Annotated in this window: 18 protein-coding genes and 1 tRNA gene; 4 read left to right on the top strand and 15 right to left on the bottom strand. The window is 61.6% G+C overall.

What is annotated here, in order from left to right:
* Nucleotides 1-104: 104 nt before the first annotated feature.
* Both QWI75_RS12750 and QWI75_RS12755 read left to right on the top strand, forming a co-directional pair.
* A complete protein-coding gene (locus tag QWI75_RS12750; RefSeq protein WP_289268957.1) occupies nt 105-749 on the top strand; it encodes a precorrin-2 dehydrogenase/sirohydrochlorin ferrochelatase family protein in 645 nt (214 codons plus the stop codon).
* Nucleotides 750-762: 13 nt separating this feature from the next.
* Complete coding sequence (locus tag QWI75_RS12755; protein WP_289268958.1) at nt 763-1,074, top strand: MTH1187 family thiamine-binding protein; 312 nt, start codon at nt 763-765, stop codon at nt 1,072-1,074.
* Between the two features lie 22 nt (nt 1,075-1,096).
* Here the strand turns inward: QWI75_RS12755 and QWI75_RS12760 are convergent, their stop codons facing one another.
* The 15 genes from QWI75_RS12760 to QWI75_RS12830 form a co-directional block, all read right to left on the bottom strand.
* Nucleotides 1,097-1,630 carry a hypothetical protein gene (locus QWI75_RS12760; RefSeq protein WP_289268959.1) on the bottom strand — a complete coding sequence of 178 codons (534 nt, stop codon included), beginning with the start codon at nt 1,628-1,630 and terminating at the stop codon, nt 1,097-1,099.
* Between the two features lie 140 nt (nt 1,631-1,770).
* On the bottom strand, nt 1,771-2,448 hold the full coding sequence (locus tag QWI75_RS12765; RefSeq protein ID WP_289268960.1) for an FKBP-type peptidyl-prolyl cis-trans isomerase: 678 nt from the start codon (nt 2,446-2,448) through the stop codon (nt 1,771-1,773).
* 257 nt (nt 2,449-2,705) lie between these two features.
* Entirely contained in the window at nt 2,706-3,521 is an 816-nt protein-coding gene (locus QWI75_RS12770) for a hypothetical protein (protein WP_289268961.1), read from the bottom strand.
* A gap of 239 nt (nt 3,522-3,760) precedes the next feature.
* Nucleotides 3,761-4,891, bottom strand: coding sequence for an alanine racemase (gene alr / locus QWI75_RS12775; protein ID WP_289268962.1), 1,131 nt, complete (start codon nt 4,889-4,891; stop codon nt 3,761-3,763).
* A 28-nt stretch (nt 4,892-4,919) separates the two neighbouring features.
* Nucleotides 4,920-5,477 carry a ribosome recycling factor gene (gene frr, locus QWI75_RS12780; RefSeq protein WP_289268963.1) on the bottom strand — a complete coding sequence of 186 codons (558 nt, stop codon included), beginning with the start codon at nt 5,475-5,477 and terminating at the stop codon, nt 4,920-4,922.
* 46 nt (nt 5,478-5,523) lie between these two features.
* Nucleotides 5,524-6,249: a UMP kinase gene (pyrH, locus tag QWI75_RS12785; RefSeq protein WP_289268964.1), complete on the bottom strand. Its 726-nt coding sequence runs from the start codon at nt 6,247-6,249 to the stop codon at nt 5,524-5,526.
* Complete coding sequence (gene tsf / locus QWI75_RS12790) at nt 6,246-6,842, bottom strand: translation elongation factor Ts (RefSeq protein ID WP_289268965.1); 597 nt, start codon at nt 6,840-6,842, stop codon at nt 6,246-6,248. Before tsf ends, pyrH begins: the two co-directional genes overlap by 4 nt.
* A 68-nt stretch (nt 6,843-6,910) precedes the next feature.
* Nucleotides 6,911-7,693: a 30S ribosomal protein S2 gene (gene rpsB, locus QWI75_RS12795; RefSeq protein ID WP_289268966.1), complete on the bottom strand. Its 783-nt coding sequence runs from the start codon at nt 7,691-7,693 to the stop codon at nt 6,911-6,913.
* Between the two features lie 241 nt (nt 7,694-7,934).
* Entirely contained in the window at nt 7,935-9,140 is a 1,206-nt protein-coding gene (gene argJ, locus QWI75_RS12800; protein ID WP_289268967.1) for a bifunctional glutamate N-acetyltransferase/amino-acid acetyltransferase ArgJ, read from the bottom strand.
* A gap of 54 nt (nt 9,141-9,194) precedes the next feature.
* Complete coding sequence (gene argC, locus QWI75_RS12805; protein ID WP_289268968.1) at nt 9,195-10,274, bottom strand: N-acetyl-gamma-glutamyl-phosphate reductase; 1,080 nt, start codon at nt 10,272-10,274, stop codon at nt 9,195-9,197.
* Between the two features lie 92 nt (nt 10,275-10,366).
* Complete coding sequence (gene rpsI, locus QWI75_RS12810; protein WP_289268969.1) at nt 10,367-10,759, bottom strand: 30S ribosomal protein S9; 393 nt, start codon at nt 10,757-10,759, stop codon at nt 10,367-10,369.
* Nucleotides 10,760-10,799: 40 nt separating this feature from the next.
* Nucleotides 10,800-11,228: a 50S ribosomal protein L13 gene (gene rplM, locus QWI75_RS12815; protein WP_289268970.1), complete on the bottom strand. Its 429-nt coding sequence runs from the start codon at nt 11,226-11,228 to the stop codon at nt 10,800-10,802.
* An 84-nt stretch (nt 11,229-11,312) separates the two neighbouring features.
* Complete coding sequence (locus tag QWI75_RS12820; RefSeq protein WP_289268971.1) at nt 11,313-11,795, bottom strand: bifunctional nuclease family protein; 483 nt, start codon at nt 11,793-11,795, stop codon at nt 11,313-11,315.
* Nucleotides 11,796-11,809: 14 nt separating this feature from the next.
* Nucleotides 11,810-12,265, bottom strand: coding sequence for a bifunctional nuclease family protein (locus QWI75_RS12825; protein WP_289268972.1), 456 nt, complete (start codon nt 12,263-12,265; stop codon nt 11,810-11,812).
* A gap of 320 nt (nt 12,266-12,585) precedes the next feature.
* Nucleotides 12,586-12,867 carry a Fe(2+)-trafficking protein gene (locus QWI75_RS12830; protein WP_289268973.1) on the bottom strand — a complete coding sequence of 94 codons (282 nt, stop codon included), beginning with the start codon at nt 12,865-12,867 and terminating at the stop codon, nt 12,586-12,588.
* A 174-nt stretch (nt 12,868-13,041) separates the two neighbouring features.
* Between QWI75_RS12830 and QWI75_RS12835 the strand changes: the two genes are divergently transcribed.
* Together QWI75_RS12835 and QWI75_RS12840 are read left to right on the top strand one after the other, a co-directional pair.
* Nucleotides 13,042-13,128: transfer RNA gene (locus QWI75_RS12835), tRNA-Leu, on the top strand.
* 288 nt (nt 13,129-13,416) lie between these two features.
* Nucleotides 13,417-14,187 (top strand): hypothetical protein, encoded by a 771-nt coding sequence (locus QWI75_RS12840; RefSeq protein ID WP_289268974.1) that lies wholly within the window; start codon nt 13,417-13,419, stop codon nt 14,185-14,187.
* Nucleotides 14,188-14,243: the final 56 nt, after the last annotated feature.

Below are 14,243 nucleotides of genomic sequence, written 5' to 3' on the forward strand. Positions count from 1 at the left end.
GAAAAATGGGAGGTCCCTTTTGTGCGCGGCGAGTCCTGTTGTATGATACGCGACCGTCCGCTCTAGACCATGCGACGGACGGCAGCCAGAAGGAGAGGTCAATCGTGAATCCAGGATTTCCACTGTCACTCGATGTGAAAGGCTGGCCCTGTCTCGTGCTCGGAGGAGACGAGGAAGCCGCCGAGAAGGCGATCCGGCTGCTGGAGGCCGGCGCCAAGGTCACCGTGATCAATCCCACGCTCAATGATACGCTGAAGAAACTCACGGCCAGCGCCAAGGTCATTCACCGCGGGCGGCTGTTCCGCGCCACCGACACGCCCGGCGTCGTCCTAATCCTGAACTGCCTCAGGGATAATCGGGAATTTGCAGAATCGCTGATGGAGCTGGCCCGCAAGGACAGGTTCCAGCTCTGGACCGTGGACCAGCCGGAATACTCCACCGTGATGATGCCGGCCGTGGTCAGTCGCGGACACCTGCGAATCGCGGTGAGCACGAGCGGGGCCTCGCCGGCGCTCGCCTCCAGGATTCGCCAGGACCTTGAATCCATCTTCGGCCCTGAAGCGGCGGAGTTTCTCTCATGGCTGGGCGAGCTTCGTGACGAGACCAAGGCCACTCAGGCCGACTATGCGCAGCGCAAGGACATCCTTCGTCGCGCCGTCCAGGAGTTCAGACTGACCGGCCACGTCCAGTACCCGTCCGCCTGGCTCCAGCAGCGAACGGCGAACCCCGAAACCAATCCCGCGAAATAGGAGAGAGGCCATCATGGTGTTGCTCGAAGTCAGCATGTCGCCGTTGGGCAAGGGCGAAAGCGTGGGCAAATATGTCGCCCGCTCGCTGGAGATCATCGATAAGAGCGGCGTAGAGTACCGGCTGAACCCGATGGGGACGGTGCTGGAAGGCGAGTGGGACGAGGTGATGGCCGTCGTCAAGCAGTGTTACGAACGGATGCGCAAGGACTGCAATCGCATCTCCTGTTCCATCAAGATCGACTATCGCAAGGGGGCCGTGGGCCGTCTCGACAGCAAGGTGGCCAGCGTGCAGAAACGACTGAAGCGGACGCTCAAAACGTCATAAGAGGTGGTCTCAGGGCCAGCCGCTACCAGCGGCGACCCCAATAGCGGTAACGGGGACCAAAATAGGGAGGTCCCCAGAGGTACGGCCGATAGAACGAGGAGGGGCCGTAGAGCCACGGACGCCCGATGTACAGACCAAACCCGATCGGCGGGACCACGGAGGCATAGCCGTAATAGGCATATCCGAAAGGCACGTAGCCATAGGGACCGGGCGAGACGACCGGCGGCCGGTCCTCCAAGGACCGTTGGAGATCCGCCGTGGCTGCGGCTTGCCGATCGACCTGGTCTCTCAGCCGGCCCAGCGCCCCCTGCTGGTCACGCAGCTCCTCTTCAAGCTTCCCGATCTTTTCCCGTTGGACTTCGATATAAGCCTGGAGGCAGCGCGTTTGAGCCGGCCCCTCGTAGCCGGTGCACTCCCAGGGGATCGAGCTCTCACCGGCTTGAACCGAAGTCACGCCGAACAGCAGCCATGCGGAGAGCCCCCACAGGGCGAACGCGCCCCTACGCCGGCGGCCGCTTTGGAAAGATTTCAGATGATCGATCTGAAGCCGTCCCATTGTCTCACCTCCTGCCCGGTCTCTCGATCACACGCTATCACATCACAAAGGTCTTGCACAGGCCTGAGCCGGACAGGCATCTGGCGGGGCGGGAAGCGGGACGAGCAGGGCCGTCCCAGCCTCCCTGTCGTTGAGTCGGCTTACGGCTTGACGATGTCGAGCAGCTCGACCTCGAAGATCAACGTGGCGCCCGGTTTGATATCCGGCGGCGCCCCACGGTCTCCGTAGGCCAGGTTCGATGGGCAGACCAACCGGCTTTTCCCCCCGACTTTGATATGCTGCAAGCCTTCGGTCCAGCACTTGATGACGTTGCCGAGCGGGAAGGTCGCCGGTTCCTTGCGCTGGACCGAGCTGTCGAACACCGTCCCGTCGATCAGGGTTCCATGATAATGCACCTTGACCGTGTCGGTCGCCTGCGGGGTGGCGCCTTTGCCCGGCGTGATGGACTTGACGATCGCGCCAGATTCCGTTTTGGTCGCGCCCGGTTCGGCCGCGGCCTTGGCCAGAAATGCCGCGCCCGTCTTCTTCTCGGCTTCGGCAAGCACCGAGGCCCGCGCCGTTTGCAGTTGCTTGATCTTCGGGCCGAAGGCCTGAAAATCAACCTTGGCCGGCTTCTTCAGCACGCCGTCGGTGATGCCGCTCTTGACGAAATCCAGCTCACCTTCGCTCAACGCGAACGTGCCGAGCGATTGGCTGATCGCCAGACCCAGGGCATAGAGAGTCTTCTGATCATCGGTCGTCGGGTCCGCCGCGGTCGCAACACCGCCGGCAAGGCCAAGACCGATGAAAGCTGAAAGGCAGAGGACGGGAAATCGCATGGGTGATCCTTTCTTATGGGTGGCAGGAGATAGGCCAACAGCCCTGGTCGCATGCAGACGAATAACAGGGTCGCGCACACCTTAGCATACCCATGGACGGCATCCCAAACTTTCCTTGCCGAAGGCCGGTCTCGTGACAGGCAAGACAGGCTTCCTGAACGAGAGGAATGCCGACCGAAGTCCTATGGAAAGGGCAGGCCGGAATTGCCTGCTCTTCGAGGCCGGCCAAACGTTCTCACACCCGTGAAACTCCCCGTTCAAGGAACATCAAAGGTCAGGACCATTCCTTTGGCGGCATGAGACTGAGGGGTGTTCGGATTAGGAAACAGACAGATGAGCGAATAGCGACCGGAAGCCAGCATGGCAGTAAAGACCCCTTCTCCCCCCGGTTCCAAACCGGTCATCCCGCCCGCCAACTGCCACGGCCATGAGGGAAGATCGGATGCCGGCGCGAGGGCGGCCGCCACATGGCCGTCCGATGCGCTGGGATTCAGCCTGACCAAACTGACCTGATGGACCTGCGTGCCGCGATTCTTGACGTAAAAACTGTGCAGTCCGGCCGTCATGGGCTCGATCACCGCCACCTCGTAATCCCGCAGCGAGAGATGGTAGTTTGCGGCAAACGACTGCGGCCGATCTCCCTGCTCGACCACCGTGAGCGCCTTGTACATGCCGAGCGTGATGTGAGGTTGACGGTCTGTGGTCGGGATGGTGCAGAGCAGGGCATAGGAGCCCGGCTCCAAAAACAACGTCGCCTCCGCGCGCCCCCCTGGGCCGATGCCATTGGGGCCTCCCATATGTTTCGCCCAATTGGGCATCTGGACCACCGGGGCCTGCAACGCTTCGACGAGGTGATCCAGGTTCATCCCGTCGGTGAGTTTGACAAGTTGGATGTGATGCGGCTGCTGGCCGTGATTCACTAATCGGACGACCGTCTGCCCGGCGGGCAATCGGTCAGGCCCTTCGAACCCAAAGTCCGACGCATGGAACGTCGCGACTGTCGTGGTGCCTGTGATGTGGGGACCCGATGGATCGGTGGCGCAGCCTGTCCCGAGGACAAGGAGAAAGAGCACGAAAGAATCAAACCCACGACCAGCTCTCGCCATAACGACGACCGCTGACCTGGTGGCAGGACAAGAGGTTTCTCCCCGGGGAGAAACCGTGCGAGTCACGAAAGGGCAGCCTGCTTATACTCCCTTCGGAAACATTTGGCAACAGCCGGCAACGGGAACGAACGACGCCGACGCCACCCTCGATCGGAGGCGGTCTTGCATGAGATCTGACGGCAGTAGTCCCGAAAAGGAGAGCCTGCTCAATAAATATGCAGGCGGCGGACTCGCGGACCGATCGCGCAGAGCACTTCGTAGGGGATCGTCCCTTGCCAGCGGGCGAGGTCCACCGCGCTGATCCGTTCGGCTCCCTGTTCGCCGATCAGCGCCACATCCGCGCCCACCTGCGCCTCCGGCACATCGGTGACATCCACCATGGTCATGTCCATGCAGACGCGGCCGACTACCGGCGCCCGCTTCCCTCCGATGAGCACCGTCCCCTTGTTCGAGAGCAGCCGGTTGTACCCGTCGGCATAGCCGATCGGAAGCACGCCGACCCGCGTCGCACGTGAAGCCCGAAACGTGCGGTTGTAGCTGACAGTTTCACCAGGCCGGATGGTCCGAACCTGGACAATCTGCGTCAGCAGCGAGAGGACCGGCCGCAAGGGGACGTCCGCCTCCTGATTCGTGGAGTGATGATACCCGTAGAGGCCGATGCCAGGCCGGACGGCATCCAAATGGGAGGCGGGAAAACGAAGGATGCCGGCGGTATTCGCCACATGCGCCAGCGGCACGGTCACGCCGGCGCGCCGGATTCGCTCCAGCAGGCCGGTAAACTGCGCAAGCTGGCTTTGGGTGTAGGACGGATCATCGCTGTCCGCGTCGGCGAAATGACTCATCAGCCCTTCCAGCCTCAGCGGCCCCTTGAAGGCGGGGGCTTGCAGAAGGTTCAACAGGCGGTCCTGGTCCACTCCCAACCGTCCCATCCCGGTTTCCACCTCGACATGGACGGGGTAGGGGACCGTTTGATCCCGCAGCACCCTTGCAAGATCGAGCGCGAAATCCTCGCTGTAGATGACCGGCGTGAGGCGATGCGCCGCCAGGTCGGGCATCTCGCCTTGGACGAGCGGTCCCATGACGATGACGCCGGCGTCGATCCCTGCCTCTCTGAGCTGGATGCCCTCCGCAAGGGTCGCCACGCCCAACAGGGTGACGCCGGCCTGCGCGAGGGCGCGCGAGACGGCCACCGCCCCATGTCCATAGGCATTGGCCTTCACGATGCCGATCACTCGGCACGAGGGAGCCAACCGGGCACGTAGGCGCTGAAGATTGTGGATCAGAGCCCCAAGATCGACGATGGATCGGGTTGGAGAAGCCGAATGAGTGGGCAGCACGAAACTGGTCAGGAGGAGGGTGAGGTGATCAGACTTCGAGAATTTCCTCCTCTTTCTTCTTTAACACATGATCGACCTTTTCGATATATTGGTCAGTCAATTTCTGAATTTCCGCCTCGGCTCGGCGCAGGTCGTCTTCGCTCATCTTGCCGTCCTTCTGAAGTTTCTTGAGCTCCTCGTTGGCCTCGCGCCGCACGGTTCGGATGTGGACCTTGGTGTCCTCGCCGTGTTTCTTGCAGATCTTGATCAGCTCCTTGCGCCGCTCTTCGGTCAACGGCGGGAGCGGCACCCGGATGGTCTTGCCGTCGTTCGAGGGCGTCACGCCCAGATTCGAGGCGGCGAGCGCCTTTTCGATTTCCTTGATCAGTTTCACATCCCACGGCTGGATGGTGATCAGCCGCGGCTCCGGCGTGGACAACGTGCCCACCTGTTTCAGCGGCGTCATCGTGCCGTAGTAATCCACCTTGACGTTATCGAGCAACGCGATGGAGGCCCGCCCGGTGCGCATCGTGCTCAATTCCCGCTTGAGATGCTCGAGGGTGCGCTCCATCCCCTCCGTCGTTTTCTGATGAACCGGATGTGCCATAGCCGTGTCCTGCGACCCTGTCGTGGTTTGACCGAATATCGGTCCGCTATTGGGACCCCGCCGTCACCAAAGTGCCCAGGGCCTCGCCTTGCATGATCCGTTTGAGATTCCCCCGCTGTTTAAGATTGAAGACGATCAGCGGCAGGTTGTTGTCCATGCAGAGCGTGACGGCCGTGGAATCCATGACCTTCAAGTTCTGATTGATGAGCGAGAGAAACGGCAGCCGATCGAACCGCTTGGCCGTGGGATTCGTGACCGGATCGGCTTCATAGACGCCGTCCACCTTCGTGCCCTTCATGATCACATCGGCGCCGATCTCCATCGCCCGGAGCGCCGCCGCCGTATCGGTCGAAAAGTACGGGTTCCCGGTGCCGCCCGCAAAAATCACCACCCGCTTCTTTTCCAGATGCCGGATCGCCCGCCGGCGGATATAGCCTTCGGCCAATTGCCGCATTTCGATGGCCGATTGCACGCGGGTCATCACGCCGCGTCGCTCAAGGCTGTTTTGCAGCGCCAGCGCGTTCAGGACAGTGGCGAGCATCCCCATGTAATCGGCGGAGGCGCGCTCCATGCCCTTGGCGCTGGCGGCGATCCCTCTGAAGATATTGCCTCCGCCGATGACCAGCGCGACCTCGACGTCCATCGCGACGACATCCGCGATCTCGCCGGCCAGCCCGTCCAATATGGACGGTTGGATCCCATACCCCTGATCGCCCGCCAGCATTTCGCCGCTGACTTTCAGGAGAATGCGCCGGTACTTCGCCGCCGTCATGCCTGACCGAGTTCATAACGGGTGAACCGCCGAATGACGATGTTTTCTCCGATCTTGGCGATCCGCTGGGTCAACAGGTCCTTGACGGTGACGCTCGGATCCTTGATGAACGCCTGCTCCAGCAGACACATTTCCTGATAGAACTTCTCCAGCTTCCCCTCGATGATCTTCGGCCAAGCCGCCTCGGGCTTGCCCATTTCCCTGCATTGGCCTTGATACACCGCCTTCTCGCGCTCGATGACCTCGGCGGGGATATCCTCGCGCGAGACGTAGGCGGGACGCGCCGCCGCGATCTGCAACGCGATATCCTTGACGAACGCCTGGAATTCGTCGTTTCGCGCGACGAAGTCGGTCTCGCAATTGACCTCCACCAACACGCCGATCCGGCTGCCCGGATGGATGTAGGCCGAGATCAATCCCTCGTTGGCCTCGCGCCCCGCTCGCTTTTGCGCGGCGGCCAGGCCTTTCTGCCGAAGGTAGTCGATCGCCTTCTCGATGTCGTTGCCGTTTTCAGTGAGCGCCTTCTGGCAATCCAGAATGCCCGCTCCGGTTTTGTCGCGTAATTCCTTCACCAACGTTGCAGAAGCCGCCATGAATCGTCACCCTCGCATGTCAAAAAGTGAATAGTGATTTCCAACCCCGGTGAGCGCCGCCTTGGCGGTCAACGGGCCGCCAATCCGACCACGTCGAGCGGGGCCGGTCCGCGCTTCTCCGCGCCCGCTGCCAGGACGGGAGTTTCCGCTTCTTCGCGCTGCGCGCGGAGATGGGCGCCTTCGATACAGGCATCCGCAATATGGGTGGTAATCAACTTAATGGACCGGATGGCGTCATCGTTGCCCGGAATCGGGTAGGTGATGAGGTCCGGCTCGCAATTCGTATCGACAATCGCCACGATCGGGATGCCCAACCGGTTCGCCTCGAGCACCGCGATGCGCTCGACCCGCGTGTCCAGCACGAACACGCACCCCGGCAGCGACCGCATGTTCTTGATGCCGCTGAGGTACTTCTCGAGCTTGACGCGGTCCTTTTCCATCTGATTGAGTTCTTTTTTGGTGAGGCCCTGCCGCACGCCGCCGTCCGCCAGCGTCGCTTCCATCTTCTTCAGCTTCTCGATGCTCCGTCGAATAGTTTGGAAGTTGGTGAGCATGCCGCCCAGCCAACGCTGGTTGACGAAAAACATGTTGGCCCGTTTCGCTTCCTCTTCGAGCACGTCCGCAGCCTGCCGCTTGGTCCCGATGAACAGGACCGAATCGCCGTTGGCCACCGTGTCGCGGATGAAGGCATAGGCCTGCTCCAGCCGCTCCAACGACTGCTGCAAATCGATGATGTAGATCCCGTTGCGCTCGCCGAAGATGAACCGCTTCATTTTTGGGTTCCACCGGTTGGTCTGGTGCCCGAAATGCACACCCGCTTCCAGTAGATCCTTCAACGTGACTTCTCCCATACCTTCACCTCCTTCCCCGCTTGCGGAACGCCGGTCAATCCGGCCGGCGAGGGGCGTGAGCCCCTTGCTCCCAAGCGAGCGGCGTGTCAGACGCCGATTTCAATTTGAACGGTGGACGCGACAGGCCCATTCCAGTCGCATCATCTCGATTTCCCGGCACAATTTGCTGGAACGCGAGAGCCTAGCACGGCGGGCAGGGCTTTTCAAGCCGATGGAGACGCCCTGGAAACATCCCACGCGTTCAGGAGCGGTAGCTCGCGTTGATCCGGACGTATTCATAGGACAGATCGGTCGTCCACATCCGGCTTGATCCTGTGCCCAGTCCCACATCCACTTCGATGCGAAATTCCTTGCGCCGGAATATCCGGGCCACGCGCCGCTCGGCAGCCGCGCCCAGTCCCATCCCGCGGCGGTAAATCGGCACGCCGCTGAAGGCAAGACTGATTCGCTCCGGCTTGAGCGCCGCGCCGGCCCGTCCGACGGCCGCCATGACCCGTCCCCAGTTGGCGTCCTCTCCAAAGAGGGCGGTCTTGACCAGACAGGACGTGGCGATGGTCTGGGCAATCCGGCGGGCATCCTGCTCATGCCGCGCCCCCGTCACCACAATTTCGACGAATTTGGTGACCCCTTCGCCGTCCCGGCAAACCTGGTGGGCCAGGTTCTCGCAAGCGGCCCGCAACAGCCGCTCAAAGGCCCTGAAGGCCGTCGAGCCGGCTTGAATCGTCCGATTGCCCGCCATGCCGTTCGCCAGGCACAACACGGTGTCGTTGGTGCTGGTATCGCCGTCGACCGAGATGCAGTTGAACGACTCATCCACGGCCTTCCGCAGGGCTCGTTGCAGAGCCGGCTGGGCGATTGCCGCATCGGTCGAGAGGTACGCCAGCATCGTGGCCATGTTCGGGTGGATCATGCCGGACCCCTTGGCCATGCCGCCGATCGTGATCACGGCTCCGCCGATCTTTTGCCTGAACGCCGTCTGCTTCACATGGGTGTCGGTCGTCATGATCGCCCTGGCGGCTTCCTCGCCGCCGCCACGGCGGAGCCGCACGACCAGGCGGGGAAAGCCGGCCCGGATCCGCTCGATCGCCAGCGGTTTGCCGATGACGCCGGTCGAGCCGATGAAGACCTGGCGAGGAGGGATGTGGAACCGGTCTGCGGCCAGACGCACCATCTCCTGCGCCGCCCGCATCCCGTGAGGACCCGTGCAGACGTTCGCGCAACCGCTGTTGACGAGCAGGACCCGGCCGATCCTACCGGCCAGATGCGCTCGATCGACGGTCACCGGGGCGGCCGTCACTTGATTGGTCGTAAAGACTCCGGCGATGGGACCGGGGCGCTCGGACAGCACCAGCGCGAGATCCAGGCCGGGCGGCTTCTTGATGCCGCAATGAAGGCCAGCGGCGACAAATCCGATCGGCGCGGTAATGCCCCCACGACTAGACTTCATGTTGCTCCCACGCGTGAAAAGGAATGAACGGGCGGGAAGAGCTGGCGGAACCGGTCACGGAAACAGGCCGGCGGACAACAGTCCGGTCTCTTCAGGATAGCCCAACATGATATTCAGCGCCTGGATTGCCTGACCTGCGGCCCCCTTCACCAGATTGTCCAGCGCCGCCACGGTCACGACCGACCCGGTCCGACGATCGAGATGGACCGAAAGGTCGCAGAAATTGGAGCCGCGGACGTGCCGCGGATTGGCCGCCTTGTCGCCCTCTTGAAGCCGGACGAACCGCTCGCCCTTATAAAAGGTCGCGTACAGATCCCTAAGCGCAGCCTGATCCAGGTCGCGCGTGAGCTTCGCGTAGCCCGTGCTGAGGATGCCCCGGTTCATCGGCACCAGGTGGGGCGTAAACGTCACCGTAACCGGCCCCGAAGAGGCGGTGCCGCGCTGCGCCAGCAAACCGAGTTCTTGCTCGATCTCCGGAATGTGCCTGTGCTGGCCGATCTTATAGGGCTCCAGAGACTCGTGCGCCTCCGGGAAATGATAGGGCAGGGCCGGGCTTCGGCCCGCTCCTGACACGCCGGATTTTGCGTCGATGACGATGGAACGGAGGTCGATCAGCCTTTCCGCGGCTAGCGGCGCGAACTGAAGAATGCCGGCGGTCGGATAGCAACCCGGCGACGCCACCAGCTTTGTTCGTTGGATGGCGGCACGGTGCAGTTCTGGCAGGCCATAGACCGCCTGGCGAAGCAGATCGGGATAGGGGTGCGTCGCTTGATACCAAGCCGGATAGCTCGCCGCCTCCCTCAATCTGTAATCGGCGCTGAGGTCCACGACCTGCTTGCCGGCCTTGAGACAGGTGGCCACCGCGTCAAAGGACTTGGTATGGGGCAGCGCCAGCAGCATGACATCGGCGCGATCCGGCAGCGCCTCGGGGGCGAGGGCTTCAAATGTCAGGTCCACGATACCGGCCAAATGGGGAAAGATCGACGACACGCGGGACCCGGCCGATTTCTCGGAGGTCGTCACGGTGAGATCGAGATAGGGGTGCGCGGCGATCAGCCGCAGGAGTTCCCCTCCTGCATAGCCGCTTGCGCCGGCCACTGCCACACGGACCTTCTGTGAGGTTGATGAGGACATGCATAATCTCTTTCGGCGACTCGGTGGCCGTACACATAAAAAAAGGGAAGGCCGCCGGACCTTCCCTTTTCGTCACCGTAGCTGGTCCGGTCTTAGCGCTTGGAGTATTGGAAGCGGCGCCGCGCGCCCTTCTGTCCGTACTTCTTCCGCTCCTTGACGCGCGAATCCCTCGTCAGGAACCCTTCCTTCTTCACCGGCTCGCGGAGCCCGGTGTTCAAGGTGACCAGGGCCTTGGCAATGCCGTGTCGCAAGGCTCCCGCCTGCCCGGCATGCCCGCCTCCCGCCACCGTGGCGCGGACCGAAAACTTGCCGGCCGTGTTGCTGACCACAAAGGGCAGTTGCACCAAGTTCCGGAGTATCTCGCGCCCGAAGTACTGATCGAGCGAGCGATTGTTGACGACGATCTCGCCGTTGCCGGGGGTCAGCCAGACCCGCGCGACCGCGGTTTTACGTTTCCCGGTGGCGTATTGAACTGCAGCAGCCATTCGAATTCGTCCTCCTTCGCGAAAGGGTGTGTCAGATCGGTTAGAGCGACAGGGACTGAGGTTGTTGCGCCTGATGCGGATGGACCGCGCCGGCATAGACCCTGAGCTTCTTGGCCAGTTTTTTTCCAAGCGGCGTCTTCGGCAGCATGCCTTCGATTGCGGTGCGCAGCAATCTGGTCGGATCCTTGGCAAACACCTGTTCGGCGGTGGCCGATTTCAATCCCCCGGGATAGCCCGTGTGGTAGGCATAGGTCTTCGTCCGCATCTTGTCGCCTGTCAATTTGATCTTCTCGGCATTGATCACGACCACGTGATCGCCCATGTCCACGTTCGGTGTAAAGGTCGGGCGGTGCTTCCCCCTCAGATAGGACGCAACGCGGGCGGCAAGCCGGCCCAACGTTTTGCCCTCCGCGTCGACGAGGTGCCAGGTTTCCTGAATCTCCTTCGGCTTTGCCAGATACGTTCGCATCGTCTGTCTTCTCCAGTTTCCGGTTTCCTGTTTCGACTCTCGCATCGATAGGCTGAGACGCCCGCGAGTCACGCCGCAGGGCGGTCAGGCCTCGGCCGGGTCCACCTTTTTTGATTGGAGCTTCTCCAGCCATACGTCGGCATTGCCCCCGCCACGGCGGTTGAGCACGTCCTGGGTGACGTAAATGGGGCATTTGGCCCGCAAGGCCAAGGCAATCGCATCGCTCGGACGGGCGTCCAATGTTCGCGTCACTCCCTTGGAGGTCAGGTAGAGCGTGGCGTAGTACGTCGTGTTCTTCACATCGGTGATCGCCACCCGCTGCAATTGAATGTTGAGGTGGTCCGCCAGGCTCTTGATCAGATCGTGCGTCATGGGCCGTGGAGTGACAACGGCTTCCTGCGCCAAGCGGATGGCGTTGCCTTCCGCCAGACCGACCCACAGCGGCAAGACCTCGCCGCCCCGATCGTCCCGCAGGATCACGATCTGCGTGTCGGTGTTCTCGTCGCGCACGACCCCGTGCACCTTGAGTTCCACCCATTCGCCCGTTTCTTGGCCAGGCGTCGTCATCTCCGACTCAATGGCTAGGTGTCCAATTTGCCGAAGTCCTCGGGCTTGAGGTTCTCCAGCCACTGCTCGAGCTCCTCGGATGTTTGCTTCTTCATCACTGTCTCGTTCGCGAATACCGGCGCATCGGCGCGCAACGCGATGGCGATGGCGTCGCTCGGCCTCGAATCGATCGAAAACTCGGAATCCTGATACAGCAGGTGAATCTTTGCATAGTAGGTGTTTTCGGACAGGTCCGTGATCACCACGCTGATGACCTTGGCGTCGAACAGATCCATGAAGGACTTGAGGAGATCGTGGGTCATCGGACGGGGCGCGACGATATTCTCCAACGCGAAACTGATGGCGCTCGCCTCCGCCTTGCCGACCCAAATCGGCAACACCTCCCCGTGCTCTTCGCCGCGCAAGATAATGATATAGGCGTTGTTATAGGGGTCGAACATCAACCCCCGGACCTTCATCTGTGTGATCATGGCGGCACCTGCCGATCGTCGGAACGAATCGCAGAGGGCAGAACGCGAAACAATATCAAATGGTTGGCAGCTCTGTCAACGAAGCGTCGAGAGTGAAGGTTCCGATGGCGCATTCGTCTCCGGCGGATAACGCTGCTCGCGCGATGTCCACCTGCGCAAAGGGAGTCGAAGCTCCGTCCGAAGTCGGACACGTCATCCAGAATAATGAATCAATCGGCACTGGCCGCCCAGGCGAGGCGACTCAAGACCTTCGTCGGCACCGCAAAGAGTCTGGAAGTGGAACTCGGAAGAGAAATGGGAACGTGAGAGCCTACCGGCGCTCACGAGCTTGCGGGACGATAGTTCTCCGCGAGTTTAGCCGTATCGGTGCTTTCACCCAGCTTGAGAAACGCCTTCATATGCTTTTTTAATAGGTCTCTTCCGCTCTCTTCGCCGAGGTTGATGTGGTACTCATTGATCACCATCACCCGCATACCTTCCCACTTCTTCCAACAGGCCAGACAGACCTTCGACTTGACTTCGGCCTCCAACCGGCCGAGAAAGATAGGGTCGGTGATAGGGTCTCCGGCCTGCCCACAGCACACACACTGCACCTGCGTCATGGTTTCCTCCGCATCTCTATTCCGCACGGCTCGTCGGTGGCTACGATTCGTGTTCGTGAGATATTAGCACCGTTCCTTTTGCAAAAGGAAGGGCAGCCGGTTGACGCTCCCGATGCATCATGCTAGTAAGTGCGGCTTCGCGACGACCTGGCTGGCCTCACTGATTTCCAGGTGGCCCGGATGGCGGAACTGGCAGACGCGCCGGACTCAAAATCCGGTTCTCGCAAGAGAGTGGGAGTTCGACCCTCCCTCCGGGCACCAACTCACAGGTAACGCCTTAGCCTATCCACACCTCCTGCACAGGCGCCTCTCTTAAAGCCCTCGTTGGTGGCTAACCGCCCCCCTCCGCCCTGAATCTTCGGACCGTGGGACCCTGTAGGCCTTGCCCCGGGTGGGTCTGAATTCCCCCTTGACATGATGAGCCTCCTGGCCTATAGTTCCGCCACATTCGAGGGTTGTACGCAATTGACATCGATGTTCCTTTTCGGCACTTGTCGTTCATTCAACTTCATCATCTCACTCACCTTCTAACTTACAAGGAGGCAGCACATGCGTAACGTGGTTGCACTAGGAGCGGCGGTGCTTTTCGTCGGCTCCTTCAGCGTTGCAAACGCCCAAGAGCGACTCCCTCAGGTCTCCACGGGGCTCGGCGTGGGGAGCGGGGTCGGCGACATTTCCGGCTCGGCGAACCGCGTCAACTCGTTTGATCGCAGCGCATTCCTGGACCGGCTGTCGCAGGCCGAGACCGTCTTCGGCCGTGTGCTCGCCATCGATATCCCGGCTAGAAAGATGCACCTCGAAACGGGCGGCAGTTCCCATGACGAGGGGCGGGCGGGCACAGGGGCCATGAGTTCGCTGACCGTGTATTTCGATGAAAAGACCAACATGGATCAAATCCGGACGATCAACGCCGGGGACGACCTTGCTGTCCAGGTGTTCGAGGAAACCACGGCGGCTCAACCATTCGGGACGGGGAAAAAGCTGGTGCGTGAAGTAACCGTGATCCGCGGCAACGAGAAGCTCGCCGGATTCGGCGGCCTCGGCCAGCGGCCGAATCCGACCACGGAGCGCGGCATCGTCACCAACGGTGGCGGAGTCACCGGCGGCGCGGTCGGCGCCATTCTTCCTGGCGAGGTGAAGGACGCAATCGTCACAACCAGCGTCGGCGAGTTTACCGGCGCGGCCCCCTGCTGGAACTGCGAACCGCAGCCAGGGTGGGGATACGGCACGCTCGCCCCGGACACCAAGGTGCAAAACAAGTCCGACTATGGGACAGACAACACCAAGCCGAATCTGATGAAGGGGTACTCCGGCAAGTAGGTCCTGATCTCGCGACCGATCGGTCGACAAAGGGCAGCCTCCTCCGAGAGGCTGCC

It is taken from the genome of Nitrospira tepida, assembly GCF_947241125.1.
GTDB lineage: Bacteria > Nitrospirota > Nitrospiria > Nitrospirales > Nitrospiraceae > Nitrospira_G > Nitrospira_G tepida.

What these genes read in the sequence shown, in the direction of transcription:
- frr (WP_289268963.1), bottom strand. Translation starts at nt 5,477, where the DNA reads ATGGCACATCCGGTTCATCAGAAAACGACGGAGGGGATGGAGCGCACC.
- rpsB (WP_289268966.1), bottom strand. Translation starts at nt 7,693, where the DNA reads ATGGGAGAAGTCACGTTGAAGGATCTACTGGAAGCGGGTGTGCATTTC.
- pyrH (WP_289268964.1), bottom strand. Translation starts at nt 6,249, where the DNA reads ATGACGGCGGCGAAGTACCGGCGCATTCTCCTGAAAGTCAGCGGCGAA.
- tsf (WP_289268965.1), bottom strand. Translation starts at nt 6,842, where the DNA reads ATGGCGGCTTCTGCAACGTTGGTGAAGGAATTACGCGACAAAACCGGA.
- rpsI (WP_289268969.1), bottom strand. Translation starts at nt 10,759, where the DNA reads ATGGCTGCTGCAGTTCAATACGCCACCGGGAAACGTAAAACCGCGGTC.
- rplM (WP_289268970.1), bottom strand. Translation starts at nt 11,228, where the DNA reads ATGCGAACGTATCTGGCAAAGCCGAAGGAGATTCAGGAAACCTGGCAC.
- argJ (WP_289268967.1), bottom strand. Translation starts at nt 9,140, where the DNA reads ATGAAGTCTAGTCGTGGGGGCATTACCGCGCCGATCGGATTTGTCGCC.
- QWI75_RS12765 (WP_289268960.1), bottom strand. Translation starts at nt 2,448, where the DNA reads ATGCGATTTCCCGTCCTCTGCCTTTCAGCTTTCATCGGTCTTGGCCTT.
- QWI75_RS12755 (WP_289268958.1), top strand. Translation starts at nt 763, where the DNA reads ATGGTGTTGCTCGAAGTCAGCATGTCGCCGTTGGGCAAGGGCGAAAGC.
- QWI75_RS12830 (WP_289268973.1), bottom strand. Translation starts at nt 12,867, where the DNA reads ATGACGCAGGTGCAGTGTGTGTGCTGTGGGCAGGCCGGAGACCCTATC.
- QWI75_RS12760 (WP_289268959.1), bottom strand. Translation starts at nt 1,630, where the DNA reads ATGGGACGGCTTCAGATCGATCATCTGAAATCTTTCCAAAGCGGCCGC.
- QWI75_RS12840 (WP_289268974.1), top strand. Translation starts at nt 13,417, where the DNA reads ATGCGTAACGTGGTTGCACTAGGAGCGGCGGTGCTTTTCGTCGGCTCC.
- argC (WP_289268968.1), bottom strand. Translation starts at nt 10,274, where the DNA reads ATGTCCTCATCAACCTCACAGAAGGTCCGTGTGGCAGTGGCCGGCGCA.
- QWI75_RS12820 (WP_289268971.1), bottom strand. Translation starts at nt 11,795, where the DNA reads ATGACGACGCCTGGCCAAGAAACGGGCGAATGGGTGGAACTCAAGGTG.
- QWI75_RS12825 (WP_289268972.1), bottom strand. Translation starts at nt 12,265, where the DNA reads ATGATCACACAGATGAAGGTCCGGGGGTTGATGTTCGACCCCTATAAC.